The organism is Tsukamurella pseudospumae, assembly GCF_001575205.1.
In the GTDB taxonomy this organism is placed as follows: Bacteria; Actinomycetota; Actinomycetes; order Mycobacteriales; family Mycobacteriaceae; genus Tsukamurella; species Tsukamurella pseudospumae.
In genome coordinates this window covers 211,084-236,198 of the sequence record NZ_LSRE01000013.1, presented here as the reverse complement: position 1 = coordinate 236,198, position 25,115 = coordinate 211,084, and the positions used below count along the sequence as shown (strand labels likewise).

The following is a 25,115-nucleotide window of genomic DNA, read 5'->3' as shown; positions in this document are numbered from 1 at the left end:
GAGCCGGGTCAGGCGGCCCAGGCGCGCACCAGGCGGTCAATGAGCAGCTGCGCGACGACCTCGACGCTGATCGGCGGGAGCGCGTCGAGCGCGCCGGACCGCACGGCCTTCGCGAGGTCGTCGTCCCGGTCGGCCCCGTAGACGACGGTGGCGTCGACGTTCGCGACGCGCACCGCTCCGGCGCGGAGGAACTCCAGCTCGGCCTTCTTCATGGCGACGAAGTCCTCGAAACCGGGGAGCTCGACGGCGCCAATGCCGACGTTGCCGACGGCCTGCGCGCCGTGCTTCTCGGCGTAGCCGCGGATGTTCTCCAGGACCTCGTTCGAGCCGTAGGTGAAGGTGACGACGTAGTCGGCTGAGGCCGGGAGGGCGCTCTCGAAGGCCGCCGCGTCGGCGGCATCCACCTGCACGTGCTGCACACGCGGGTCCTCGATCTCGTGCCGGTCCTCCCGGCTGGTCACGATGAGCTGCACCGCGGGGTCGCGCTGCAGCCACTGACGGGTCACCTCGCGCCCGATGTAGCCGTTGCCTCCGACGAGAATCGCTGTGGTCATGATGATGTCCTTCCTTCTTCGGATACGTGTTGTCAGATCTTGGTGTCCGCGCCGGACCAGTAGTCCTCGCGCAGAGCGCGTTTGAGCACCTTGCCGGTGCCACTGCGCGGCAGGCTCGGGACGATGTCGATCCGCTTGGGCGTCCGGACGCTGCCCAGTGCCTCTTTGACCAGGGCGATGAGTTCGGCCCCGTCGACCTGCTGGCCCGGGGAGAGCTCGACGACGGCGATCACCTTCTCGCCCCAATCTGGATCGGGGACGCCGATCACGGCGCAGTCCGCCACCGCGGGATGGCCCCAGATCACCTGCTCGATCTCGCTCGGGTACACGTTGAAGCCGCCCGAGATGATCATGTCCTTGGTCCGGTCGGTGATGTAGAGGTAGCCGTCCTCGTCCAAGTGGCCGACGTCGCCGGTGTGCAGCCAGCCGTCGACGATCGTCTCGGCGGTCTTGTCCGGCTGCTTGTAGTAGCCCTTCATCACGAGATCGCCGCGCACGCAGATCTCGCCGCTCTCGCCCACGGACACCGCGGCATCGTTCCGGTCGCGGATCTCGACGGAGATCAGCGGGTAGGGCCGGCCGCAGGAGTCGAGTCGGCTGTCGGGCACCATGATCCCGTTCTTGACCCGCTCGTCGGGCCGCGCGTAGGCGATGGCCGCGAAGGCCTCGGTCTGCCCGTACGCCGCCATCATCACGGGGCCGAACACCTCGATCGCGCGCTTGAGCTTCTCCACCGACATCGGCGCCGCGCCGTGCACGAAGTACCGCAGCGAGGAGAAGTCGCAGTCGCGTCCGGCCACCCAGTCGAGCATCCGGTAGATCACCGTCGGCGGCAGGAACAGGTCCGTCACGTGGTGCTCCTCGATCGCCGCGACCACGGAGGCCGGGTCCGGCCGCTCGATGATGACGACGGTGCCGCCCCGCACCATGGTGGGCAGGGTGACGATGCCGGCGGAGTGCGTCAGCGGAGCCGCCGCGAGGTTCACGACGTGCTCGTCGTCGCCGTACTCGAACGCCATGAGCAGGTGCGCGCACGTGTTCGCCAGGGTGCGATGCGTGTTCATCACGCCCTTGGGCAGGCCCGTGGTGCCGCCGGTGGGCGAGATCATCACCACGTCGTCCATGTCGTAGGGCACCGTCGGGCGGGTCGACGGTGCGCCGTCGATCCAGTTCTCGAGCGAGGTGTAGGCCCCGTCGAGGTCGGAGTCGATGCAGATCACCAGGCTCACCTGCGGCAGAGCCGCGCAGAGTTCCTCGGCCTCGGTGCGCATCGAGCTGTGGAAGAACAGTGCCTCGCAATCGAACTGGCGCATGAGCTGCGCCGAGGTGCTCGCCGGCTCGCCCGGATGCAGCGGCACCCAGGTGCGGCCGGCCCGCCAGATGCCGAGCACGCACATCCAGCCGACGGGGTCGTTGGGGGAGAGCACCGCGGCGTTGCCGGTGAGCGCGACCTTCTCGCCGAGCAGCGCGTGGGCGATCCGGCAGGTCAGCTCACCGGCCTCCTGGTACGTCCACCGTCGATCGCCCAGGACGAAGGCGTCACCGCCGGCGTTGCGGGCCCAGCCCTGGTCGAAGTAGTCGATGATCGCCATCAGGGTGCCTTGAGGATCGTGACCACGGCGACGGCCTCCTCGCCGGTGCCGAACGGGCTGAAGCCTCCGCCGTTCTCGGCGAGGGCGATCCGCGCACCGTCGACCTGCCGGGCCCCGGCCTCGCCGCGCAGCTGCGTGACGAGCTCGAAGATCTGGCCGAGCCCGGTCGCCGCCAGTGGATGGCCCTTGGACTCGAGCCCACCGGAGGTGTTGATCGGGATGCGGCCGCCGAGGGTCGTCTCCCCGGCCTCGGCGGCCGCGCCGCCCCCGCCGGGCTCGAAGAAGCCGAGGTGCTCGCTGATCGCGAGCTCGCCGAACGCCGTGGCGTCGTGCACCTCCGCGACGTCCACGTCGCTCGGCGCGATACCCGCGCGCTCGTAGGCGCGCTCGCCGGCGAGCCGCGTGACGTGCTTCGAGTAGTCGGCCGTCTCGCGTTCGACGCTCGTACCGGCGACGGACGCGAGCACCCGGACGTTCCTGTTCCCGGCGATCCGCGCGGCGACCTCCGCGGTGCAGACGATCGCCGCGGCCGCGCCGTCCGTGAGCGGCGAGCACATGGGGACGGTCAGCGGGTAGGCGAGTGCTCGCGCCGAGAGGATCTCCTCGACGCTCATGGCCTTGCGGTAGTGCGACAGGGGGTTGTTCACCGAGTGACCGTGATTCTTCGACGAGACCGCGGCGATCTGCTCCTGCGTGGTGCCGAAGGTCGTCATGTGATTGCGTGCCATCGCGGCATAGATGTCCATGAAGATGCTGCGCTGCCCGGCGTCGCTGGTGTCGACCTCGCCGCCGAGCGCGTCCAGAGTGCGCTGCAGCGCAGCGGGATCGGACAGGTCGTAGGCACCGTCGAAGACGCTCATCGTCTTCGCTTTGTCGCCGGTGTTCATCTTCTCGGCGCCCACCGCGAGCGCGACGGAGGCCTCGCCCGCCCGCACGCTGGTGATCGCGAGATTGAGCGCGGACGAACCGCTCGCGCAGGCGTTCTCGACGTTGAAGATCGGGATGCGCTCGAAACCGACGCCGCGGAGCGCGATCTGACCGGCGATCATCGCCTGCCCCTCCAGCGGTCCCTGGGTGGTGTTGCCGAAGTAGGCGGCTTCCACCTCGGCCGGCGTGATGCCGGCGTCGGCGAGCGCCTCGCGGACCGCGCGTGCGGTCAGGGTCGGCACGGTCTCGGAGGCGTGCACGCCGAAGGGCGTCATGCCGACGCCGATGATGAAGACGTCCTGGCTCATGGAACTCACTCCTGGGTACTGACGGGGCCGAGTGCGGCCGAGAGGGAATCGGTGGGATGGCGGTGCACGGCCTCGGACATGCGCTCGGCGCCGATCGCCTGGAGCGCACCCGCGCCGAAGGTCAGCAGGCCCGGCGGAATGTCGTCGCGGCCGAGGAAGGTCTTGCCGCCGAGGATCTTCGCGACGTCGAAGACGCCGCCCTGCGCGACGATCTGATCCGGGGTCAGGCCCTCGCGATCCCGCTCGCGCGCGGTGTCCAGCGCGCCGAGCAGAGCCAGCCGCCACTCGTGCAGGTCCTCGCGACGCATCGGGTCCATGTGACCCTGCACGTACCAGTCGACGTCCAGCGTCTCCAACAGCGCGATCGTGGTCAGCCACGCGACGGGGTCACCGGACTGGATGGCAGGGGTCGCACCGAGATCGGCGATGAAGGCGACGCGATCGTCGATCGCGTGCACGACCGTCGAACCCATGGTGTGCCCCGGGGCCTCGAACAGCGTGAACCGCTTGCCACCCAGCTCCAGATTGAGGCGCCCGCGGTACGTCAGCGTCGGGTAGGCCATGCGGTAGCCGTCGATGACGGCACTGTCGACATCCGGGTAGGCACCCCAGGTGCGCATGGCCTCCCGGGCCACCTCGTCGGTATCCATGACGCCACGCGTCGTCTCGGACGACACCAGGACCTCCGGCTGCAGGTAGGGCGCGGAGATGGTGTGGTCGGAGTGGTGCTCGCAGTACACCTGGTACCGCAGTGGCCCCTTCGCGTCGATGAACTCCTTCCAGGGTGCGCAGATGTTCGGCGACATGGGGCCGTCGATCGCGATGCAGCCCTCGTCCGTGACGACGAGGCCGCTGTACGGGTAGGTGCCGAAGACGTAGACCTCGTCGGTGAGGCGGATGAGGCGGGGGTCGTCCTCGAGTGCGAGTTGAGTGGACATGGTGGTACTTCTTTCGGGGTGAGTGTTTCAGGCTTGCGGGACGACGTAGTGGGAGAGCTTTCCGATGCCCTCGATCTCGAGCTCGACGAACGCGGGCCGGGGGAGCCGTTTGCCGAGCTCGAAGCTGGAGCCGTCGGGGACGGTGCCCGTGCCCCAGACCTCGCCGGCCTTGATGCCGCCGTTGCGGCTGAAGGCGACGACGGCGTCCTCGAAGGAGTGGATCATCCGTGCGGAACTGCCTGCGCCCCAAACCTCCCCGTTCACGCGGACCGTCATCGCGAGGTTCCGGGGATCGGGGATCTCGTCCTTGGTGACCACGCACGGCCCGAAGGAGTTGGAGTCCGGGAAGTCCTTGGCGTCGCCGTGGACCTCGCCGCTGCGCCGCATGTTCGCCGCCTGGATGTCGCGCAGCGTCCAGTCGTTGTAGACGGTGTAGCCGAAGACGTGGTCCGCGGCGTTCTCCGGCGCGATGTCCGTGCCGGCCTTCCCGATCACCACCGCGAGCTCGAGTTCGTAGTCCATCCACGCGCTCTCGGCCGGCCAGGTGAGCACGGCGCCCGGCGCGCAGGCGGTGGCCGGGTCGCGGTCGACGAAGAGCGGGGGCACCGCAGGGTCGTAGTGCGGGGCGAAGATCGGGTCGAAGGCGGTGTAGAGCTCCATCGCCGACGGTGCGTCGGTGTTCGCCGCGAGCCACTGCGCGCTCTTGAGCATGCTCGGGCGCAGGTGCGCCACGATCAGCCCGCAGTCGCGCAGGCGGCGCGGCCGGAACGGCGAGAGCAGGGTGACGGTGCCCTGCTCGACGAGGAAGGCACCGTCGAGCTTCAGGAATGCCTCCCAGGCCTTCTCGAGAGCGGGCGCGCCGGCGTCGATGAACGCGAGCATGGACCCGAACGCGGGGTCCTCGGGGAATCGCGCCGTGAGGTCGGTGTAGGTGGAGCCGTCCCGGTTGTCCAGGCCGAGTCGCGGGGCGGGGTCGCCCTGCCGGTGGAAGGTCACGACCTTCACGGTGATCCCTCACTTCCGGTCGGTGCCGGCGGCGAGGTCCGCGAGCTCGGGCATGGCGTAGTCGGGACCGAAGCGGGCCGCCGGGAAGTCCAGCGTCAGCCCGTGTTCCGCGCGGTCGAACGCGCCCTCGCGCATGACGGCGAGGAACTCGTTCATGGCCGCCTCGGTGTCCTCGGCGTCGGTGAACTGCAACGGGAGCACGGAGACGAGGGCGTTGTTCTCGGCCATCGCAGCGTCGACCGCGCGGTGCTTGTCCCACAGCATCCAGCGGCGCATGGCTTCGGCGTCGCGCACGGCGTAGAGCGCCGCATCGTCCCAGCGGACGCCGCCGACCTCCGTGCCGAAGAACTTCAGCCGACTGTGGAACCAGAGGATGTCGCCGGTGTCGATCATCTCCTCCTGGAGCGCGGCCTCCAGGGCCTCGGACTCCTTCTGCGCCGGAATCGGGGCGCCCTCCACGTACTTGAAAACGGTGAGTACAACGATCATGATCTTCTTTCCTGTTCGGTGTTGGTGTTTCAGTGGCCGGAGCTGAGGGGGTGGCGGGGAAGCGGGGATCCGACGGTGATGTCCATGCGGCCGATGAGGTCGACCTCGAAGGTGACCACGTCGCCGGGCCGGAGCCAGCCGCGGAAACCCTCGGGGTCGAGGGCGCGCTGCTCGAGCAGGCAACCCTTGCCGACGGTGCCGGAGCCGATCACCGCGCCCGTCCGCAGCGAGGTGCCGCGGGAGGTGAAGGCGACGACATCGTCGAAAGTCCAATTGATCGACGACCAGTTGCCGCTGCTGATCGGCTCGCCGTTGATCGCGACGCGCATACCGATGTCGTGGCCCTTGCCCGCGCGCAGCGGGGCGAACTCGTCCGCCGTCACGAGGACCGGGCCGAGGGTGGTGGCACCGTCCTTGCCCTTGGCCGGGCCGAGCCGGAGCTGCATCTCCTCGAACTGGAGATCCCGTGCGCTCCAGTCGATGTAGGTGGTGTAGCCGATGATGTGCTCGGCCGCCTCGTTCGGAGCGATGTTGGTGCCGGGCCGGCCGATCACCGTCGCCACCTCGAGCTCGTAGTCGAACTGCTCGCAGCCGGGGGAGACGCGGGCCTCGTCGTTCGGGCCGATCACCGCGTCGTGGTTGGTGACGTAGAAGCACGGGAACTCGTGGTGCAACGGATCGACCTCGCCCATGCAGTTGACGATGTGCTCGTGGAAGCTCATCGTGTCGCGCATCGACGGGGGCTGCAGCGGCGCCTCGAGTCGGACCGAGGCGAGCGGAACGGGAGAAGCGGTCTCGCGGGCGGTACGACCGTGCAGCAGAAGCTGATCCAGCCCGTCGCCGATCAGATCGAGCACGCTCGACGCGCCGGATACGGGATACAACATCTCGCCGTCGAGCACCGCGGCACGGGTGGCCCCACCCGGGACGTCGGAGTAGGTCGCGAACTTCATGGCGTCGCCTTTCGGAGAAGTGGATCAGGCCACGGGAGCGATGCCGACGGTGCCGATCGGCGTACCGTCGGACCGCCCGACGGGGGCCGGGGGCCCGGAAGTTGTCGGGAGGTAGGGGATACGGGCCATGCGCAGCAGCAACAGGCTCGCGACGCCGAGGAGGGCGGCTCCCGCCACGAGTGCGGGCGTGTAGCTGCCGGTGCCGTCCTTGACCAGGCCGTACAGGATGGGCGAGACGGCGGTGGTGAGCAGGATCGTGGACCAGAGCATTCCGTACACCCGCCCGTAGGAGGCGAACCCGAAGTACTTCGAGGCGAAGTAGCCGAGCATGTCGATCTCCGCACCGCTCACCAGCCCGATGGCGATCGCGCCGAAGACCGATCCGGCTGTGCCACTGAAGGCGAAGACCAGGACCGAGGCGGCGCCGAGGCCCATGATGATCGCGCACACCCGCTGGGCGGGGAAGGCGTCCAGCAGGTACCCCGAGATCACGCGGGTCACGGTGAGCGCGATGCCCATCGAGCTCGCGTACCAGGCCACCCACTGTGCCGAGAGGCCGGCATCGCCGAGCATCGCCAGGAAATGCATCTGCAGTCCTGCGAACGAGAGCGTGACGAGCGGGAAGATGACGAGCAGCATCCGGAACGGACGGCTCGCGATCGCCTGGCGCACCGTCATCCCGACGGTGGCGAGGTCGGGGCCGGGGGAGAACGCCGCGGCCGCGTCGGCGACCCCCGGCTTCCGCTCGCCCTTGCGGAGGAGCCCGAAGACGATGGGCGCCGCGACGACGGCGACGAGCGCCAGAGCCCGGAACCCGGAGCGCCAGCCGTCGGCGGCGACGAGCGGAACGATGTACAGCGGCAGCAGGACCCCGGAGACCCCGTTGCCGATCATCGCCAGGCCCAATGCCTTACCGCGGTTGCCCGGGAAGGCGATGCTGACGGCGCGGGCGAAGGGAACCGCCGACGCGCCGGCGGCGATGACGGTGGTCACGGCGAACAGGGCCAGGTACAGACCGAGGTTGTTGCCGACGAGGCTGAGCGCAACCCACCCGCCCGCCATCAGCACCATCGAGCCGCCGGCGATCCACGACGTCCGATACCGGTCGACGAGGACGCCGACGAGCGGCGCCATCCCCGCGAGCACCACGCCGAGCACCACCGACGACAGGGAGAGTTCCGTGCGGGTCCAACCGAAGTCGGCCTGGATGGAGCGCATGAACATGGCTCCGGCCGCGGCGGCCAGCGGGATGATGCCGCAGCCGCCGCCGATGATCGACCCGAGCAGGACGTTCCAGTTTCGCGAGAGCTCCTCGCCGAACGATGTGGACATTTCAGGTGCCTTTCGCACCCGGACCGCCGAGGACGGCACCGGGTGGTGATGGGTGGGGAAGAGGAAGGGGCTAATCGTCGAAGAGGGCGACGGCCCGGGTGATGTCGTTGCGGAGATCGACGGAGATGTCCACGAAGCGGCGCACGGTGATCAGTCCCGCGCGACCTTGAGCACGACCTTGCCGACGGTCTTGCCGTTCTCGATGGCGGTCTCGGCGGCGGCGGCCTCTTCCAGCGGCCAGGTCATGGACTCGTTGAGCTCCTCATGGGCGAGCCAGTCGTTGAGGAAGGTCAGAGACTCCTCCCATTCCGGCTGACCGAACCAGGCGACGATCGAGAAGGGCATGATCGTGATGCCGTCGTAGTTGATCTGGTGCGTGTCGATCGTGGCGCCGCGGTCCGCCGCCTGGCGGCCGAACAGCAGCCAGCGGCCGCGCTTGCGGATCACCTTCATGTCGCCCTCGATCGTCGGGCCGGAGACGCCGTTGATCGACAGGTCCACGCCCTGGCCCGCCTGCGCGGCGTTCGAGTAGCCCGTCGCCTTGGTGCCCGCGATGCGGGTCACCTCCTCGACGTAGTCCTGAGTGAGCCGGTTGATCACGTGATCGCAGCCGGCGGCGCGGAGCTTTGCGGCCTTCTCCTCCGAGCTGCAGACGCCGATCACCGTCACGTTCTGGAAGCGGCGCTTGAGGATCTGGAGTACCAGGAAGCCGACGCCGCCGGAGGCCGCATGCAGCAGCACGGTCTCGCCCTCCTGCACCTTGGCCCAGGGGTAGACGATCATGTACGCGACGCGCAGGTTGAGGAAGTAGGCCAGCGCCTTGTCGAGGGCGACGTCGTCGTCGATCTTGGCGAGAAGGTGCTGCGGAGCCACCGCGTACTCGGCGTAGCCGCCCTCGTCGACCATGCTGACCACGCGGTCGCCCACGGCGTACCCCGTGACGCCCTCGCCGATCTCGTCGACGGTGCCGGCGACCTCAAGACCCACGATGAACGGGGGATCGGGGCGCACGAGGGTGCCCCGCCGGTTCATCACGTCGCCCCAGCGGACGCCGGAGTACTCGACCTTGATCCGGACCTCGCCGGGGCCCGCGGAGGGCTCCGGAACGTCGACGAGCCGGTAGTTCTCGACGGGGCCGTACTCGTCCAATTGAATTGCGCGCATGGCGAACTCCTACCTGAGAAGGGGGTCGAACCGCGGAGCCGGGGCATCGGGTGGATGCGTTCGGGCGGTCGATCTCCTTCGACGGTAGTGGTGTGGATCACACAAGCGTTATCGATGCATATCGATATAGTGCATCGATGACGTTGATACTTCGTCAGAGAGCGGCTGCGGACTCCCGGAACTGCCTGCGTAGCCACTGGTGCGCAGGGCTTTCGTCCTGGCGAGGGAGCCAGTACATCGTGGCGGTGATGGGGTCCAGGGCAACGGGCGGCTCGAGTAGCCGTAGTCGAGCCTGCTCGGTGAGGCTGATCCCGAGGTGCTCATGGACCAGTGTGAACATCGGTGTGTCGCGGAGCATGATGAGTGCGGAGACGAAGCCGTGCGCGGAGACGTCGATCGGGCGGTCGATGCCGAGCGCGCGGAGCTGGCGCTGCGCGGTCGTCTCGAGCGCGGGCCCGCCGGAGAAGGCGACGTACGGCAGGGTTTGGAACTGCTCCAGGGTGAGTCGGTCACCCACTTCGGGGTTCGCGGAATCCACGGCGCACATGACACGGTCGGTGAACAGATCCTCACTGCGCAGAGTGACCTCGGAGCGCTGCGACTCGCGGGGCACGATGCACAGGTCGAACAGACCCTGTCGAAGCACGTCGGCGTAGTCCGCGTCGACCTGGCGCGCATGGATGCGCACGCCCGGAGCCTCGCGCCGGAGCGCGGCGAGGAGGGGGCGGAGCAGCAGGACGAGGAAGTAGTCGCTCGTGAGGATGGTGAAGGTCCGCTCGTCCTTCGCCGGGTCGAAGCCGGACCGCTGGCCGAGAGCGCTCTCCATGAGTGCCAGGGCTTGTCGCACCGGACCGATGAGCGACTCCGCGACGGGGGTCGGCACCAGCGTTCGGCCCTCCCGCACCAGCAGGCGATCGTCGAACAGCCGGCGCAGCCGCGCCAGCGCGGCGCTCATCGCCGGTTGGCCCAGCTGCATGCGCGCCGCGGCCCGGGTGACACTGCGTTCGGACATGAGGACGTCGAACGCGACGAGCAGGTTCAGATCGACCCGCTGCAGATCACGCTCCGTCACGTTCCCCTCCTCGTGGTCGGCGTTCACGTTCATCATGCCGCGCGTGAAGGATCGCATGAAGACCGTCTGCGCGGGTCTGATCGCGCGGGTGCTGGTTCGTGCGTGATCGCATCGACCGGACAATGGATGCACCGGAATGGTCGCGAGAAATGGCACGGAAACGGTCGGAATGGGTTGCTGGTACTGAATCCGTTTCCGCGGAGACTTCGAGTGCGTTTATTCTTCCGCGAAGATAACGAACAAGATTGTGGACGTCGTCGGCGATCTTTGCTCCGTTATCGATTCCGTCGAGCGACCGGCGGGAGTACCGCGGACCGTCGGATCCGATGGCGAGCCATCGGACCGAACAGCCCTCACGGAAGGCGCACCATGGCCACGTCGAGCACCGACCCCTACGAGGGCGGCACCACCCCCGCAGACGGCGAGACCGTTCCCGCGGAAGGGGATTCCGGGCACGCGGTCGGGAAGGCCGTCACCGCCTTCGCGGGTACCGACCGTGAGGTCGCGGGGGAGATCGTCGAGGACTTCGGCGAGTTCACCCCCGTCGCTACAGAGTACGACGGCGAGCGGATCGCCGAGCCCGCCCGACGGTGGGCCGTGCTCAGTGACGCGGGCGACCTCGTCTTCGCGGACACCGCCGACCTGACGGCCCGCCCCGCCTGAGAAACGCGCCCTACTCGGCGATCCCGAACGCCTCGCCGCGCCGGATCACGTACCGCAAGTGGCGGTCCGGCGTCGTGAGCACCCGCACGTCGGCGAGCGGGTCACCGTCGAGCACGAGGACGTCCGCCTCCGCGCCGGGCGCGAGCGTCCCGATCCTGCCCTCCATGTTCAGCAACCGGGCCGCGGTACTGGTGGCGGCCCGGATCACGTCCAGCACGGGCTGGACCCGGGTGCGGATCTCGAACTCGTCGAGCTGGCGAACCTGAAGGCCACCGAGAAGGTCGCTGCCGTAGACGATGTCGACGCCGGCGCGATGCGCGCGGTCCAGGGCGTCGACCGCACCGTCGAGCACCTGGCCCAACTTCTCCAGCGAGCCGGCACTGAGCCCGGATGCCGGACCCGCCTGGAACATCGCCTCGTACGTGATGATGGTGGGAACGAGGAAGGCCTCCTTCTCCAGCATGAGGGCGATGGTCTCGTCGTCGATGAGGTTGCCGTGCTCCACGCACCGCGCGCCCGCCCGGAGGGCCTGATTGACCGAGCGCGGATGGTAGGCGTGCACCGTCACGTACCGGTTGTGGTTCTCGGCCTCGACCACGGCCGCGCGGATCTCCTCCTCGGTGTACTGCACCGCGTCGATCTCGTCGGCGGGCGAGGCCACGCCGCCGGACACGACGAGCTTGAGATGGTGTGCGCCCTTGCGGAACTCGTCGCGCGCGGCGGCGCGGACGGCGTCGGCACCGTCGGCGATCCGTGAGAAGCCCGGCTGCGACTGGCAGCACGGGTGCGCGTCGTCGCTGAGCGGTCGCAGGTCGCCGTGCCCGCCGGTCTGTGAGATCGCCTTGCCGCCGAAGATCAGCCGCGGGCCGGGGAACAGGCCCTCGTCGAGCGCGCGTGCCATGCCGTGATCCGCGCCGCCCACGTCGCGGACCGTCGTGAACCCGCGTCGCAGCATCGCTCCAGCGGCGCCGAGGGCGCGCACCGTCGCGTAGCCGGGCGTCCAGTTCCCCACTTCCGCGCGGTCGATCGAGCTGAGCAGGACGTGCACGTGCGCGTCGACGAGGCCCGGCATGACGGTGCCGCCGCGGGCGTCGATGACGCGCACCTCGCCCGGCGCCGCGGGCGGGGCGCCGGTGCCGGTCGCGGCGATGACGCCGTCGGCGAGGTCGAGCCAGGCCCCGTCGACGCGCTCGCCGGTGGCGGGCTCGAGGGTGTGGGCGTTGATGATCAGCGTGCGCATGATGTTCTCCTTCAGACGGTTTCGGTCAGGCGCGGGGACGCGGCTTCGAGGGCGCGGCCCGAGGTGCGCGGGCCGAAGGCCACGACCACCATGATGCCGACGGCCAGCAGCGCGACCAGGAACAGGAAGATCGCGGAGAAGCTCAGGCCCGCCGCGCTGAGGTAGCCGATGGTGATCGGCGCGAGGATGGCGCCGACCCGGCCCACGGCCGAGGCCGCGCCCATGCCCGTCGCGCGGATCGCGGTGGGGTAGAGCTCGGCGGTGTAGGTGTAGTAGACCGCCGCGGCACCGTTCACGAACGCGGCCAGCAGCGACGCCCCGACCAGCAGCATCGTCTCGCTGGACGACAGCGCGATGATCAGCGCCGACACGGTGGCCCCCGCCGCGTACGCCGCGATCAGCCACTTGCGCTCCATCCGGTCGATGAGCCGGGTCGCGAGGTAGTAGCCCGGTACCTGGGCGATCGCAGTGATGAGCGCGAACAGGAAGGACTTGGTGATGGTGAAGCCCTTCTCCGTGACCAGGAGGGTCGGCAGCCAGCTCGAGAAGCCGTAGTTGACGCCGGTGAGCACGAACCACAGGGTCCAGATCACCAGGGTGGTGCGCGCCATGGGCCCCGCCCAGAGGCCGCTCAGGCGCGCCAGGGCCGACGGCTGCGGGAGCGGGGTCGGATCCGTCCCCGCCGTCCCGGGGGTGGTCGCGAGCGCCACCGGCTCGACCCCGCACTCGCGCTCGAACCGCTCGACGACCGCGACGGCCTCCTGCGTGCGGCCCTGTGCCAGCAGGTACCGGGGCGACTCGGGCATGCTGCGCCGCCACCAGAGCAGAAGGAGCACGGGCAGGGCGCAGATCACCGCCGCGATCCGCCACCCGGTCTCCGGACGCGGCGAGATCACCAGGGGCGCGACGACACCCGCGAGGATGTAGCCGAAGGACAGGAACCCGACGGTCCGCGCGACGAACTTCCCGCGCACCCGGGCGGGGAGGAACTCCGCGATGTACGGGGCGATGAGCGCGGTCTCCGCGCCGATACCCACTCCCGCGAGGACGCGCCAGACGAACAGCTCACCGACCGAGTGCGACGTGCCCATGAGCAGGCTGCACGCGCAGAAGATCAGCAGTGAGGTCAGCATGAGGCGGCGGCGGCCGAACCGGTCGGCCAGCACGCCCGCGAGCAGTGCGCCCACCAGGTAGCCGAAGAAGATCGACGACAGCAGCCAGCCCGCGGTGCCCTTCGGGATGTGCCAGACGACGATCAGCGCCGAGAGTGCGTAGCCCATGAGAGCGCCGTCGAAGGAGTCGAAGGTGTAGCCGAGCCCACCCATCACCATGAGGCGCCGGTGCGGCTTCCCGGGTTCCAGGCCGTCCAGTCGGGCGAGCAGGGCCTCGTCGGGCGGAGCGGTGGTGGGGTGTGACTGCGACATGGTTCCTCCGTCGACTGTGATCCGATGCACGCAAAGAGTAGAGGCATTGAAGGGCACATGCAATAGTTGTTGCATGCATACGGTCAGTGTCCTCACCCTCCACGTCCCGGTCGATCGCGTCGCCGCCGTCGTCGCCTACTACCGAGCCGAGCGCGTCATGGAGGTCTCCGGCGCGGCCTCGGCGCAGCTCCTCGTCGACGACGCTCGGCCGGGGTCGATCACCTGCATCGCGCACTGGACGGACGCCGACGGATACGCTCGGTGGCAGCGGGACCCGCGCCGGGACGCCTTCTCGGCGGGCATCGCCGCCGCGGCCGGCGGTGACATCACGGCTCGGGCCGAGGAGCTGCGGGTCGTTCACGCCTGCTGACCGTCGTCCGAATCGGCTGTCGTGCAGAAGGATCGGGTGATCGAACCCGGGGAGGAGACGCGGTGTCGATCGAGGCGTGGCTCGGCGAGCGCACAGCCGGCGTCGGCTTGGGCGGGCAGGCCGAACGGGTCGTTCAGGCCCTCGCGCGGGCGCCGCAGATGGCCTCGTACGCCTCGGCCCGCGAGGTCGCCGAGCGCGCCGGGGTGAACGTGTCCACGGTGGTGCGCACGGCCCAGCAGATCGGCTTCGACGGCTGGCCCGACCTCCGGGTGTCGCTCCGGGCCGCCTACCTCGCGTCGTCGGCGGCCGGGGAGTCGGTCGCGCCTGCAACGAATGATGCGGCCGCGCTCATGCTGCACCAGGACGCCGCCAACCTGGCCGGTGTCGCGACGACCGAGAACATCGCCGCGATCCGGGCGATCGCGGCGGCGATCGCGGCGGCGCGGCGCACCGTCGTGATCGCGACCGGGAGCGGCGCCGGCCCGGCGCAGATCCTGGCGTACCTCGCCTCGTTCCACGGCTACGACATCCAGGTCGCCGCCGGGCCGCCCACGACCCAGGCGGTCCAGGTCGCGCCGCTCGGCCCCGAGGACTGTTTGGTGGTCGTCAACGTCTGGCGCCTCACCCGCGCGATCCGCGGTCTCACCCGGATCGCGGCCGAGCAGGGCGTGACAGTGGCGGTGCTCACCGACCTGCGCGCCTCGCCGCTGACGGCGGACGCGGCGCACGCCGTGATCACGCCCATCGAGGGCATCGACCCGGCACCGTCGCTGACGGCGATGGTGGGTGTCGTCCAGGCGATCCTGGCCGAGCTCCGTGCCCTCGCCGAACCGGACCGGCGCGGCACTGCCGGGCGGATCGAACAGGCGTGGAACAGCCTGGATCTCATGGACGACCAGGCCTGACGCCGTTCGCGGACTGATGATAGAAATCAGCCCTTGACATATCACTAGCGCCGCGACAGACTTCGGAGCGAGTTCCTACACGCTTGTATGAATGGCCCGACGGTTGGAGTCGACGATGGTGTCCCTGCGCGGCAAGACGAACGCTTCCACCGAACCGGTGGGTGTCGAGATCCACGCCCGTGACGTGGAGTTCGACTGGGAGAACGTGCCGCTCGAATGGATCCCCGGCGAGCCGGTGGCGAGCGACATCGTCAGCTCCGTGCTGCACGGCATCCTCCCGGAGGGCGAGCGCTGGTTCTGCGAGGTCTACGCCGAGGCGCTGCCGTACGTGAAGGACGAGGACCTGGCGCGGACCATGCGCGGTTTCATCGGCCAGGAGGCGATGCACGCCGAATCGCACGACCGCGCGCTCTCGGAGTACCTCCAGCGGTGCGGCATCGACACCGCGCCGATCGCCCGCCAGGCCGAGTTCATCTTCCGTCGCATCCTCGCGCCGCGCCGCTACCGATCGGACCGCGCGCAGTACAACGACATGGTCCAGCGGCTGTGGCTGATCGCCGGTATCGAGCACTACACCGCGATCCTCGGCGTCTTCGGCTTGAACAACGCGTGGGACGACTACGACGTGAACCCCGTGATGGCGGACATCTGCCGCTGGCACGGGGCGGAGGAGGTCGAACACCGGTCCGTCGCGCACGACGTGGCCACCTACTTCGACCCCAGCTACCTGCACCGTGTGCGGGCGATGCTCACGGTGGTCTTCTTCCTCGGGCTCACCCTCCATCGTTGCTCGGGGTACCTGCTGCGCAAGGACCCGAACTTCGATTACTCCTACCCGCGGCTGTGGTGGGAGTACCTCAAGGCGTCCCACAAGAAGCTGCTCCCGAAGATCCGGCAGGTCATCTGGTTCACGCTGCTCTACTTCAAGCCGAGCTTCGACCCCGCGTCCATCGGCTCCACCGCGCAGGCCGTCGCCTACCTCGCCACCTCCCCGGCCGCGCGCGGCGCGGAGCACTGACCCACGGCGCACCGTCGGGCGTCCATTGACGGCGCCCACCACCCGACGGGTGTGCGCCGGCACAACCGGAAGCGGCCCGGGACGGGGCCTCCCGACGATGACGCGCGCACCGTCGTCGGACAGACTGTGGAGAAAGGCGCACGACGAGAGGACCTCCATGATCAGGACCCGCATCACCGAGATGTTCGGCATCGACCACCCCGTGGTGTGCGGTGGCATGACCGGGCTGGGTACCGCCCCGCTCATCTCGGCGGTCGCAAACGCCGGCGCCCTGGGCTTCCTCACCGCGCTCACCCAGCCCAGCCCGGAGGCGCTCGCGGCGGAGATCAAGCGCACGCAGGAGCTCACCGACAAGCCCTTCGGCGTGAACCTGACCATCCTGCCGACGATCAACCCCGTCCCGTACGACGAGTACCGCGCCGCGATCATCGAGTCCGGCATCAAGGTCGTCGAGACCGCGGGCTCGAGCCCCGCGCCGCACCTGCCCGACTTCCAGGCCGCCGGCGTCAAGGTGATCCACAAGGCGACCAGCGTCCGCCACGCCCTCTCGGCGGAGCGCAAGGGCGTCGACGTCATCAGCATCGACGGCTTCGAGTGCGCCGGTCACCCGGGCGAGGACGACGTGCCCGGCCTGATCCTCATCCCCGCCGCCGTCCGGCAGCTGTCGATCCCGGTGATCGCGTCCGGCGGCATCGCCACCGGCAGCGGCCTCGCCGCCGCGCTCGCCCTCGGTGCCGACGCGGTGAACATGGGCACCCGCTTCATGGCCACCGTCGAGGCCCCCATCCACGAGAACGTGAAGAACCAGCTGGTCGAGAACTCCGAGCGCGACACCGTGCTGGTGTTCCGCAACTTCCACAACACCGCCCGCGTGGTGCGCAACGCCGTCTCCGAGCAGATCGTCGAGATCGGGGAGCGCCCCGGCGCCGTCTTCGACGACGTCGCCGAGCTGGCCTCCGGCGCCCGCGGCCGCGCCAACGTCCTCGCCGAGGGTCGCATGGACGACGGGATGTGGTGGGCCGGCCAGACCCAGGGCCTCATCGAGTCCGTGGACACCGTCGCGGGTGTGGTCGGCACCGTCGTCGCCGAGGCCGAGGAGATCATGGCGCGGCGACTCCCGGGTCTCGTCGTCGGCTGACGGCTCCCCGGGCTCAGCCCACCTGGAACCAGCCGGCCGAGTAGCCGCCGTCCTTGCCGCGCCCGGCCATCGCGAGCTGCATCGGCGGCATCGTCGTCCGGTGGGTACCGCGGGGCTTGTGCTCGTCCCAGGTCACGATCGCGCGCAGCATGTACCGCCCGGGCTGCAGGCCGGGCAGGTCGACGGTGTCCGTCGCCTCCGCCACCGGCGGGGTGGCGGCGAGGTCGCTGTAGGGCTGCGTCGAGACCATGGTCCGCAGCGGCGGCGCACCGTCGACTCGCGCCACCCGGCGGCCCGACTCCGTGACCACCTCGTAGGAGACCTTCCACCCGTCGTAGGTGGGCGCGGAACCGCGGTTGACCCAGTGCACGGCCGCGCGCAGTCCGGACCCGGTCGCGGTGACCTCGACCCGGTCCGCCGCGTAGCGGTAGCCGGTGTACACGGTGGCCCGCCGCCACAGCGAGTACTGCTCGTCGGTGATCCGCTCCGGCCGGCTCTGTGCCGGGAAGCCGGTGCTGGAGACCAGGGAGACGTGGCCGTTCACCACGTCGCGCAGGCCCCGGCGGTAGTAGTCGAGCACGGTGCCGCCGGACAGCAGCTGCGGCGGCCACTCGGTGATGACCGGGGCGGTGCGGAACCGCTCCGCGAGCACCCCGATCAGCGGGTCGCGCTTCTGCACGTACTCCGACCAGCGGTTCTCCGCCCAGGTGGGCAAGATCGGCAGGGCTCCCAGCGAGTCCGACCGGATGCCGACGGGGCGCCGCAGCCCGCGCAGCTCGGGGCTGTCGCGCAGTAGCAGGCCGGCGATCGCGGGGTTGCCCATGGTCGAGACGATCTGCGTGCTGGGGAAGGCCCGCAGGGTCGCGTCGACCAGGCGCTGCGCCGAGGCGTAGGTGAGGTACTGATCCCGGTACTGGCTGAAGTAGCCGAGCTCCTTCCGACTGTTCTCCGGCGACGGTGCCGGGATCTTCAGGGTGTCCCGCGCGAACGCCACGTGGTTCTCACTGAAATCGCCGTAGCCGGACATCTCGTACATCGCGACGCGCTCGTCGCGGTCGTAGCGGCGGCCCAGCGCCGCGATGAGGTCCGTGAACCGGTCCAGGTAGGCGGCGTTGTTCCACTCCGGCAGCACGTAGTGCACGCCGTCGGCGGTGCGGGTGCTGCTCGCGCCAGGCGTCGTGGCCAGCCAGTCCGGTGCCATCGACACCGTCTGGCCCTTGTCCGTCGCGTCGCAGCACGAGTCGAAGGCGGTGATCCGGAAGCCGAACTGCCGGCCCTGGGCCGCGGCGTCCGCGATGGCTCGGTCGAGCCGCGTGAAGTCGTACCGCTCGGTGTCGGGCGCGCCGGCGGCGACGGTGCGCGGGTCCTTGGGTTGCAGGATCCGCCAGGGGATCCGGACGCTCTCGAACCGCGTCCCCGGCCACGCCGGGCGGTCCCGATTCGGCTCGCTGGCCTGGGGGAACAGGTCGGTCAGGATGTTCTGGTACTGGCCGCGCATCGGGTTGACCAGGTCCGGTCCGTCGAAGTCGACGGTGCCGGGCTCGGGCGGGGGCGACGTGCACCCGGCGACGATCGCCAGCGTGAGGAGGAGCGCGACCACGCGCTTCGGCACGACGCCGCAGCGCGCAGCGCTCACCCCGAGGTGCCGAGGCGACGCGTGGCCTCGCCGTCGTCGCCGTCGAACGTGGGGAGCGGGATCTCGGACTCCTCGGAGACGACCTCCACGCGGTCCCGCCAGCGCGTCATCGCGCGCTGCTCTGCGCGGCCGGCGGGACGCGCGGGGCGGGGCGCCGCGGGGCGGGCCGGGGCGTCGGCCTCGTCCGCCGGCGGGCGTGCGATCTCGAGCCGCGACGTGGGGACCGGCGCGGACTCCTCGGTGTCGACGGATGCGGCAGCAGGTTCGACCGGAGCCTCGCCGGCCGCGGGAACGACGCCGCCCAGCGGGCTCGTCTCCTCGGCCTTCGTGCTGATCGCGGCCTCGGCGCTGCGCTTGCGCCGCGTGTCGAGGACGGCCGCGACGAGCAGGCTGACCAACAGGCCCGCCAGCGCGGCGCCCAACGCCAGCCCGCCCGCGTTGCTCAGGGCGGTGCTGCTCACCTGGGCGCCGGCCTGCGGCTCGGTGGTGGTGCGCAGGTCGGCGTAGACGCCCGGGTTGACGCCGGCGTCCTTCTGGATGCTGCGCAGTTGGTCCTGCATGAAGGCGATCAGCGCCTGCGCGCCGGCCTTGGCGGCCTGCGGATCCGTGGCGGGCATCTTGATCGTGATCTGGGGCGAGAGCTGGGAGAAGCTGGAATCACCGGCGACCGAAGCGATCGTGTAGTCCGGCGACGCCCCCGTGCGCTTCACCACTTCCCGGGCCTGCACCGACTGCGCGGAGCTGGCCAGTACCCACGCCAGCTGCGTGGTGCTGCCGGACAGGTTGGTGAAGGGGTTGAGCATTGCGTCCGACGCACCGGGCACCGACGGGATCGACGGCGGGATCACCAGCACGGCCGCCTCTGTCTCGTACTGCACCGTCGCCGAGCGGTAGCCGACCAGGCCACCGGCCACGGCGCAGGCGAGCACCACCACGATGACGAGCGGCTTCGTGAGCACCCAGCGGAGGAAGGCTGCGACATTCATCCGGTCCGACCCCGTTTCGCTCCCCGGCGGGGCGCGGGAGCCCAACCGAATGATGTGTGTGGTTGCATTCCCAGCAATCCGTCGCTTCACCTTACTATGACTTCGTGAGCATCATGGAACGGCCGGAGCCGTGAGCACGCGCAGCGCGATGCTGCTCGACGACGAGCAGGTCGTCTGCGTCACCGGCACCGACGTCCTGGACCGGATCCGGCTCCGGATCGCCGAGGGCGGTGCACGACCGCTGGCGGTGTGCTCGGTCAACGTCGACCACCTGCATCACTTCGGGCGCGGGCGGCGCAGTCTCGGGCCGCGGGTCGAGTGGCTCTCGGTGGCCGACGGTGCGCCCGTCGCCGGTCGCGGCGCGCTCGCCGCGGGGCATCCGTGGCCCCGCGTCACCGGCGCGGACCTCCTGCCCGCGATCATTGCGCTCGCGGCGGAGCTCGGTTGGCGGATCGGATTCGTCGGTGGCACCCCCGCGATGCACGCGCGGCTCGCCCCGGCGCTCGCCGAGCGGTATCCGGCGCTGACGGTGGCCGGCTACTGGGCGCCCGAGCGGGCCGAGATCGACGACCCGGCCGCGGCCGCGCGCCTGGAGGACGAGATCCGGTCGGCCACGCCGACGGTGCTCGTCGTCGGTCTGGGCAAGCCCCGGCAGGAACAGTGGATCGACGAGGCCGGGCCCGGCACCGGGGCGCAGGTGCTACTGCCCTTCGGTGCGGCCGCGGACTTCCTCGCGGGCACCGTGTCGCGGGCACCGTCGGCCTGGCAGCGCGCGGGAGCGGAATGGCTGTACCGGTTGCTGCAGGAGCCGCGCCGGCTGGGGCGTCGGTACCTGCTGCAGGGGCCCAGGGCAGCACTTCGCCTGCGTCGGGTCCGGCTGGACCGGGTCACATGGCCCGAAGCATCTCGGCCAGGTGAGCTGCCATGACCTCCGTCGTGAACCGCTCGCGCGCGGTCGCCGCGGCGCGTCGGCCCATCTCCACGCGCATGTCCTCGTCGAGCAGCAGCGTGCGGATCGCGCCCGCCATCGCGTCGGCGTCGCCGGGCGGCACGAGCAGGCCCGTCACGCCGTGCTGAACGTAATCGGAGACGCCGGGGTTGTCCGTGACCACCAGCGGACGGCCGCTGGCCATCGCCTCGAGCACGACCGTCAGGCCCGAGCCGGTCGCCGTCGGGTGCAGGGCGATCGCCACGACGGCGGCGCGTCGGTACAGCTCGCGGATGCGGCCGTTGAGCCGTTCCGTGTGCACCGTGACGAGGCCCTCGGGTGCGTGCAGGGGCAGGCTGGACGCGAGCTCGAGGGTGGTGTGCGGCACCGTCCGGCGGACCTCCTCGACCGCCGCGACCAGCGTCGGATGATCGCGGAAGCGGTCCTCGCCCGCGCTCATCACCGTGCACCCCGTCTCCGGGGCCGGCTGCTCGGTGTAGAACTCGGTGTCGATCCCCAGGGGGATGAAATGCAGGCGCTCCGGCGCGATCTTCCACTCGCTCCCGATGACGGGGAGCACCGCGGAGCACTGCGCCCACACTGCGGCCGCGCGGGGGAGGGCGCGGGCGGCGAGCGCGCCGTGCACGCGTCCGGCCGCCGCGCGGGTGGTCAGCCAGCCGATCCCCGCCGCCACGGGGGCATCGCTCCGCAGCAGCGCGGGCACGCCGGTCCGCTCGTCGTACGCGAGGACGGCATCGGCGTCGGCGAGCGAGGGCGCGCCGATCAGCTCGTAGCCATCGGTGCGGTGCCGCACGGACCGCGCCACCCGCTGCAGCAGTCGGGACCGCTCGCCCAGTTCCGACGGGGCGAAGCGCACGTCGAGGCCGTGATCGGCCAGCCGATGGAGGCCGTACGGTGAGCGATCCGGAACCTCTCCCGCCCGGTGCCGGGCGGCCCAATCAGCCGGCGACAGTCCCCCCGCCAGCGGAACCACTACTCGCATCCGAACCTCCTCTCGGCGATGAGATTAACGCCGAGGCCGAACCCACGTTGCGTGGGCGTGCCTCGGGCGGCCGGATCGCCCGGGCGTTCAGCATGCAGTTCGTGGCGCGGATCGTCGGGCTGGTGGCGTCGATCGGCACCGTCGCCCTGACGACCCGATCGCTCGGACCCGGGCCCTACGGGCAGCTCTCCGCGGCGATCATGTTCATCGGCCTGTGGAGCAGCCTGACCGAGCTCGGCATCGGCGCGGTGATCGTGCGGCGGGTCACCGGCGGCACCGGCGACCTGTCGCGTCTGGTCCGCGTCAACGCGGGCTTCTCCCTGACCTACTGCCTGCCGCTCGGGGCGGCGTCGTCGCTGTCCGGCTGGCTGCTCTACCGCGACGATCCGCTGGTCGTGGGGATGATCGCGATCATCAGCGGCAGCCTCGTGCTCACGACGCTGAGCAGCTGCGTGCAGCCGGTCTTCGTCACCGACGTGCGCTTCGGCGCGATCGCGCTGTCGGACCTGCTGGGCCGCCTGCTGTCGTTCGGGCTGACCTTCCTGCTCGTGCACGTCGGCGCCGACCTGTACTGGTACGCGCTGGTCCAGTTGATCCCGCCGCTGGTGGTGCTGCTGATCCAGGGCGGCGTCGCGCGCCGGATCGTCGACCTGCGGCCGATCTTCTCGTTCCGCGAGAGCTGGGAGCTCGTGCGCGAGAGCCTGCCGCAGACCGGCGTCCTGGTCATCGCGGCGCTGTACTGGCGTTCGGACGGTGTCCTGCTCTCGGTCCTCAGCAGTAAGGAGGAGACCGGCGCCTACAACCTCGCGTACACGGTCGCCTTCAACGCGACGGTGATCTCCACGGTGTTCCTGGCGTCCACGCTCTCGACGATGACGAACCTGTTCGCCACCGACCGCGCCCGGTTCGCGAGGTTCACCGTGCGCAGTATCCAGCTCATGCTGTTCGTCGCGGTGCCCCTGGCGGTGGCGGGTGCGCTGCTCGCGCCCGAGCTGGTCCGGCTGCTCGGCTCGGAGGACTTCGTCGCGGCGGGCGGGAGCACGCTGGGCCTGCTGTTCGTCGCCGTCGCGATCCGCCTGGTGACCGGCACCCTGAGCCAGGGGCTGTTCGCCGCGCACGACCAGGTCTTCCTGCTGCGGCTCAACATCGTGAGCCTGCTGCTCAACATCGGTCTGAACGTCGTGTTGATCCCGCAGTTCGGCGCGAAGGGCGCCGCGGCGGCCCTGGTGGTGAGCGAGCTGTTCGGCCTGGCCGTCGCGACCCGCCGCCTCGCCGGCCGGACCCCGTACCGCACGCCGTGGCTGTTCCTGGCACGACTGATCCCCGCCGTCGCCGCGGCCGCGACGGTCTGCGTCGTCGGACACGCCCTGCCGGTCCTGCTCACCGGCGCCGCCGCGGCGGTCGCGTACCTGGCCGTGAACCTGGTGCTCGGGCCGGTGCGGCTGCGCGACGCCCGCGGCCTGCTCAGCTCCGAGGAAGGAACGCCGGAATGATCGCCGAACGCCCTCAGCTCTCGGGTGGGCTCCGGCTCGCCCCGCCGCCGCAGGACGGGAGCACCCGCGAGCTCGCCGTCCTGATCGTGGCCTACCGGGTACCCGCCGATGTCGCAGCCTGCCTCACCGCGGTCGCCGCGCACCTGCCCGGTGCGCCGGTCCTGGTCTGGGACAACTCGGGCCCCGACTATCCGGGCATGGGCGGGGTGCGCGCGGCGTTCCCGGCGGTCTCCTGGCACGGCGACGGTCGTAACCTCGGCTTCGCCGCGGCGGTGAACCGGTTGGCCGCCCTCGCCCCGGGGCACGACCTGCTGCTGCTCAACCCCGACGCGCTGCTCCGCGGCGGTCTCGACGCGACCCGCGCTGCGCTGCGCCGGCCCGGCGTCGCGGCCGCGGCACCGGTGATCCACGACGACCACGACGCGTCCGGACGGGGCCGCACCTGGGATGTCGCGCACCGTCGACGGGGCCTGGTGCGCGGCCTGGTCTCCCGCGCCGGCTACGCGGAGGCGCTGCGCCGGACGCCGTTCTCGGACCTGTACCCGGCCCCGCCGGAGCGGGTCGAGGGCTACCTCACGGGCGCGTGCCTGGCGATCAGCCGCGATGCGTGGGACGCGCTCGGCCCGTTCGACGAGGAGTTCTTCCTCTACGGCGAGGAGACGGACTGGCAGCGGCGCGCGCTCGACGCGGGCTGGACGCTGGAGCTGACGGGCGATGCGGGCGTGGAGCATTCGGGGCACGGCACCGTGCGCGACGATGCCGTCGCCTGGCGTCGCTCGGCCGACCTCCTGCGCGCGAACATGGCCCTGAACATCGAGCACGCGGCGGGTGCCCGCGCGGCCGGCGCGTTCCTGCTGGGGGATTCGCTCCTGGACCGGGTGCAGCGCAGCAAGCGCGCGAGCCGGCGCGTGGCCCCGCACGGCGGCCGGCCGAACGTGGTGTTCACCGTCAATCGGTTGGTGTTCGGCGGCGCTGAGCGGCACCATCTCGTCCTCGCGGGCGAGCTGCAGCGGCGCGGGTACTCGGTGACGATCGTCTGCCTGCAGCGGTTCGGGCCGCTGATCGCGGAGGCGCCCGCGGGGGTGCGGGTCGTGCGCCAGCCGTGGTGGGGCCCGCTGCTCGACCTGCCGCCCGGCCCGACCGTGCTGATCAGCGGCGACACCAACACCGAGACCGGCTTCGCCACGCTGTGGCGGGCCGGGGGTCGGGACCGGACGTGGCTGGTGGGGGCGCACATCCCGCCGGAGACGGACGGGCCCACCTATTCAGCGCCGCTCGCCGCGGCGATGCGCCGCGCCGACGGCTTCGTGGCCCTCTCGCCCGCGCACCGCGACCTCGTCTCCGCCCACCAGGCGGTGGCGAGCCGGTTCTTCGTGGCGCCCAACGGGGTCGCGGCCCGTTCCGAGCTCGACGGGGTGCCCGTGCGCCGTCCGGTCGGCGCCGTGCCGCGGCTGGTGATGCTGTCGCGGATCGTCGAGCACAAGAACCCGCACCTGTTGGTGGCGGCGCTGGCCGGACTCACCGAATTCGCCTGGGAGCTCGACATCTTCGGCGACGGCCCCGATCGCGAGCGGCTCGAGGCGCTCACCCCGCCCGAGCTCGCGGGCCGGGTCCGCTGGCGCGGCTGGTCGCCCGGCCCGGAGCAGGCCCTCGCCGACGCCGACCTCGTGTGCGTCCCGAGCGGCTCCGAGGCCTTCCCGATGGTGATCCTCGAAGCGATGGCCCTGCGCGTGCCGGTCGCGGCCTCGGCCGTGTGCGCCGTCCCGGACATGCTCGACGACGGTGCCGCCGGCGCCCTGGTGCACGACATCACCGTCGAGGGCTGGCGGGAAGCGCTGCGCGCCCTGCTCTCCCGCACGCAGGAGTGGTCGGCCCTGGGGGATCGTGGCTTCGCGCGGATGCGCGAGCAGTACACGGTCGAGGCGATGGCCGACGCCTACGAGGCCGCCCTCGCCGGGGCGGCGGTGCGCACATGAC

At 70.7% G+C, this 25,115-nt stretch carries 23 protein-coding genes; 8 read left to right on the top strand and 15 right to left on the bottom strand.

Features of this window, described 5'->3' with window-relative positions; genetic code table 11:
• Positions 1-8: 8 nt before the first annotated feature.
• The 10 genes from AXK61_RS12030 to AXK61_RS11985 all read right to left on the bottom strand — a co-directional run bounded on the left by AXK61_RS12030 (position 9) and on the right by AXK61_RS11985 (position 10,391).
• A complete protein-coding gene (locus AXK61_RS12030; protein ID WP_068745484.1) occupies positions 9-554 on the bottom strand; it encodes an NAD(P)H-binding protein in 546 nt (181 codons plus the stop codon).
• 32 nt (positions 555-586) lie between these two features.
• Positions 587-2,146: a class I adenylate-forming enzyme family protein gene (locus AXK61_RS12025; RefSeq protein ID WP_068573483.1), complete on the bottom strand. Its 1,560-nt coding sequence runs from the start codon at positions 2,144-2,146 to the stop codon at positions 587-589.
• Entirely contained in the window at positions 2,146-3,381 is a 1,236-nt protein-coding gene (locus AXK61_RS12020) for a thiolase family protein (protein WP_068573484.1), read from the bottom strand. Before AXK61_RS12020 ends, AXK61_RS12025 begins: the two co-directional genes overlap by 1 nt.
• Before the next feature lie 5 nt (positions 3,382-3,386).
• A complete protein-coding gene (locus AXK61_RS12015; protein WP_068573485.1) occupies positions 3,387-4,319 on the bottom strand; it encodes an MBL fold metallo-hydrolase in 933 nt (310 codons plus the stop codon).
• 27 nt (positions 4,320-4,346) lie between these two features.
• Entirely contained in the window at positions 4,347-5,324 is a 978-nt protein-coding gene (locus AXK61_RS12010; protein ID WP_068573486.1) for a fumarylacetoacetate hydrolase family protein, read from the bottom strand.
• A 9-nt stretch (positions 5,325-5,333) separates the two neighbouring features.
• Positions 5,334-5,813 (bottom strand): hypothetical protein, encoded by a 480-nt coding sequence (locus AXK61_RS12005; protein ID WP_068573487.1) that lies wholly within the window; start codon positions 5,811-5,813, stop codon positions 5,334-5,336.
• 29 nt (positions 5,814-5,842) lie between these two features.
• Positions 5,843-6,766 carry a fumarylacetoacetate hydrolase family protein gene (locus AXK61_RS12000; RefSeq protein WP_068573488.1) on the bottom strand — a complete coding sequence of 308 codons (924 nt, stop codon included), beginning with the start codon at positions 6,764-6,766 and terminating at the stop codon, positions 5,843-5,845.
• Positions 6,767-6,790: 24 nt separating this feature from the next.
• Positions 6,791-8,098, bottom strand: coding sequence for an MFS transporter (locus AXK61_RS11995; protein WP_068573489.1), 1,308 nt, complete (start codon positions 8,096-8,098; stop codon positions 6,791-6,793).
• Positions 8,099-8,248: 150 nt separating this feature from the next.
• Positions 8,249-9,262, bottom strand: coding sequence for a quinone oxidoreductase family protein (locus AXK61_RS11990; protein WP_082778117.1), 1,014 nt, complete (start codon positions 9,260-9,262; stop codon positions 8,249-8,251).
• Positions 9,263-9,416: 154 nt separating this feature from the next.
• Positions 9,417-10,391, bottom strand: coding sequence for a LysR family transcriptional regulator (locus AXK61_RS11985; protein ID WP_082789322.1), 975 nt, complete (start codon positions 10,389-10,391; stop codon positions 9,417-9,419).
• Positions 10,392-10,703: 312 nt separating this feature from the next.
• Between AXK61_RS11985 and AXK61_RS11980 the strand changes: the two genes are divergently transcribed.
• Positions 10,704-10,997, top strand: coding sequence for a hypothetical protein (locus AXK61_RS11980; RefSeq protein ID WP_068745482.1), 294 nt, complete (start codon positions 10,704-10,706; stop codon positions 10,995-10,997).
• A gap of 10 nt (positions 10,998-11,007) precedes the next feature.
• Here AXK61_RS11980 and AXK61_RS11975 read toward each other — a convergent pair whose 3' ends face one another.
• Positions 11,008-12,237, bottom strand: a complete 1,230-nt coding sequence (locus tag AXK61_RS11975; RefSeq protein WP_068745480.1) for a metal-dependent hydrolase family protein — start codon at positions 12,235-12,237, stop codon at positions 11,008-11,010.
• A gap of 11 nt (positions 12,238-12,248) precedes the next feature.
• Positions 12,249-13,661: an MFS transporter gene (locus AXK61_RS11970; protein WP_068745477.1), complete on the bottom strand. Its 1,413-nt coding sequence runs from the start codon at positions 13,659-13,661 to the stop codon at positions 12,249-12,251.
• A gap of 73 nt (positions 13,662-13,734) precedes the next feature.
• Here AXK61_RS11970 and AXK61_RS11965 point away from each other — a divergent pair, with 73 nt between their 5' ends.
• The 4 genes from AXK61_RS11965 to AXK61_RS11950 all read left to right on the top strand — a co-directional run bounded on the left by AXK61_RS11965 (position 13,735) and on the right by AXK61_RS11950 (position 17,092).
• Entirely contained in the window at positions 13,735-14,031 is a 297-nt protein-coding gene (locus AXK61_RS11965) for a hypothetical protein (protein ID WP_068745475.1), read from the top strand.
• Between the two features lie 62 nt (positions 14,032-14,093).
• Positions 14,094-14,936 (top strand): MurR/RpiR family transcriptional regulator, encoded by an 843-nt coding sequence (locus AXK61_RS11960; RefSeq protein ID WP_068573495.1) that lies wholly within the window; start codon positions 14,094-14,096, stop codon positions 14,934-14,936.
• A 91-nt stretch (positions 14,937-15,027) separates the two neighbouring features.
• Positions 15,028-15,954, top strand: a complete 927-nt coding sequence (locus AXK61_RS11955) for a metal-dependent hydrolase (RefSeq protein ID WP_068573496.1) — start codon at positions 15,028-15,030, stop codon at positions 15,952-15,954.
• Positions 15,955-16,111: 157 nt separating this feature from the next.
• Positions 16,112-17,092 (top strand): NAD(P)H-dependent flavin oxidoreductase, encoded by a 981-nt coding sequence (locus tag AXK61_RS11950; RefSeq protein ID WP_068573497.1) that lies wholly within the window; start codon positions 16,112-16,114, stop codon positions 17,090-17,092.
• Between the two features lie 13 nt (positions 17,093-17,105).
• On the opposite strand, the gene AXK61_RS11945 is transcribed toward AXK61_RS11950, so the two are convergent.
• Together AXK61_RS11945 and AXK61_RS11940 are read right to left on the bottom strand one after the other, a co-directional pair.
• Positions 17,106-18,728: a hypothetical protein gene (locus tag AXK61_RS11945; protein ID WP_068573498.1), complete on the bottom strand. Its 1,623-nt coding sequence runs from the start codon at positions 18,726-18,728 to the stop codon at positions 17,106-17,108.
• Complete coding sequence (locus tag AXK61_RS11940) at positions 18,725-19,714, bottom strand: GumC domain-containing protein (protein ID WP_068573499.1); 990 nt, start codon at positions 19,712-19,714, stop codon at positions 18,725-18,727. Before AXK61_RS11940 ends, AXK61_RS11945 begins: the two co-directional genes overlap by 4 nt.
• A 130-nt stretch (positions 19,715-19,844) precedes the next feature.
• Here AXK61_RS11940 and AXK61_RS11935 point away from each other — a divergent pair, with 130 nt between their 5' ends.
• Positions 19,845-20,642, top strand: a complete 798-nt coding sequence (locus tag AXK61_RS11935; RefSeq protein WP_068573500.1) for a WecB/TagA/CpsF family glycosyltransferase — start codon at positions 19,845-19,847, stop codon at positions 20,640-20,642.
• Here AXK61_RS11935 and AXK61_RS11930 read toward each other — a convergent pair.
• Entirely contained in the window at positions 20,602-21,645 is a 1,044-nt protein-coding gene (locus tag AXK61_RS11930; protein WP_068575223.1) for a glycosyltransferase family 4 protein, read from the bottom strand. The two genes, AXK61_RS11935 and AXK61_RS11930, sit on opposite strands and share 41 nt — an antisense overlap.
• Before the next feature lie 92 nt (positions 21,646-21,737).
• Here AXK61_RS11930 and AXK61_RS11925 point away from each other — a divergent pair, with 92 nt between their 5' ends.
• Both AXK61_RS11925 and AXK61_RS11920 read left to right on the top strand, forming a co-directional pair.
• Positions 21,738-23,138 carry a flippase gene (locus AXK61_RS11925; protein ID WP_082778119.1) on the top strand — a complete coding sequence of 467 codons (1,401 nt, stop codon included), beginning with the start codon at positions 21,738-21,740 and terminating at the stop codon, positions 23,136-23,138.
• Positions 23,135-25,114, top strand: a complete 1,980-nt coding sequence (locus AXK61_RS11920; RefSeq protein WP_068573501.1) for a glycosyltransferase — start codon at positions 23,135-23,137, stop codon at positions 25,112-25,114. Before AXK61_RS11925 ends, AXK61_RS11920 begins: the two co-directional genes overlap by 4 nt.
• Position 25,115 lies beyond the last annotated feature (1 nt).

Coding starts and splice junctions, on each gene's coding strand:
- AXK61_RS12030 (WP_068745484.1), bottom strand. CDS start 554: ATGACCACAGCGATTCTCGTCGGAGGCAACGGCTACATCGGGCGCGAG.
- AXK61_RS12020 (WP_068573484.1), bottom strand. CDS start 3,381: ATGAGCCAGGACGTCTTCATCATCGGCGTCGGCATGACGCCCTTCGGC.
- AXK61_RS11985 (WP_082789322.1), bottom strand. CDS start 10,391: ATGCGATCCTTCACGCGCGGCATGATGAACGTGAACGCCGACCACGAG.
- AXK61_RS11995 (WP_068573489.1), bottom strand. CDS start 8,098: ATGTCCACATCGTTCGGCGAGGAGCTCTCGCGAAACTGGAACGTCCTG.
- AXK61_RS11990 (WP_082778117.1), bottom strand. CDS start 9,262: ATGCGCGCAATTCAATTGGACGAGTACGGCCCCGTCGAGAACTACCGG.
- AXK61_RS11940 (WP_068573499.1), bottom strand. CDS start 19,714: ATGAATGTCGCAGCCTTCCTCCGCTGGGTGCTCACGAAGCCGCTCGTC.
- AXK61_RS11930 (WP_068575223.1), bottom strand. CDS start 21,645: ATGCGAGTAGTGGTTCCGCTGGCGGGGGGACTGTCGCCGGCTGATTGG.
- AXK61_RS12005 (WP_068573487.1), bottom strand. CDS start 5,813: ATGATCGTTGTACTCACCGTTTTCAAGTACGTGGAGGGCGCCCCGATT.
- AXK61_RS11955 (WP_068573496.1), top strand. CDS start 15,028: ATGGCCCGACGGTTGGAGTCGACGATGGTGTCCCTGCGCGGCAAGACG.
- AXK61_RS11920 (WP_068573501.1), top strand. CDS start 23,135: ATGATCGCCGAACGCCCTCAGCTCTCGGGTGGGCTCCGGCTCGCCCCG.
- AXK61_RS11965 (WP_068745475.1), top strand. CDS start 13,735: ATGCATACGGTCAGTGTCCTCACCCTCCACGTCCCGGTCGATCGCGTC.
- AXK61_RS12025 (WP_068573483.1), bottom strand. CDS start 2,146: ATGGCGATCATCGACTACTTCGACCAGGGCTGGGCCCGCAACGCCGGC.
- AXK61_RS12000 (WP_068573488.1), bottom strand. CDS start 6,766: ATGAAGTTCGCGACCTACTCCGACGTCCCGGGTGGGGCCACCCGTGCC.
- AXK61_RS12015 (WP_068573485.1), bottom strand. CDS start 4,319: ATGTCCACTCAACTCGCACTCGAGGACGACCCCCGCCTCATCCGCCTC.
- AXK61_RS11950 (WP_068573497.1), top strand. CDS start 16,112: ATGATCAGGACCCGCATCACCGAGATGTTCGGCATCGACCACCCCGTG.
- AXK61_RS11925 (WP_082778119.1), top strand. CDS start 21,738: ATGCAGTTCGTGGCGCGGATCGTCGGGCTGGTGGCGTCGATCGGCACC.
- AXK61_RS11975 (WP_068745480.1), bottom strand. CDS start 12,237: ATGCGCACGCTGATCATCAACGCCCACACCCTCGAGCCCGCCACCGGC.
- AXK61_RS11980 (WP_068745482.1), top strand. CDS start 10,704: ATGGCCACGTCGAGCACCGACCCCTACGAGGGCGGCACCACCCCCGCA.
- AXK61_RS11970 (WP_068745477.1), bottom strand. CDS start 13,661: ATGTCGCAGTCACACCCCACCACCGCTCCGCCCGACGAGGCCCTGCTC.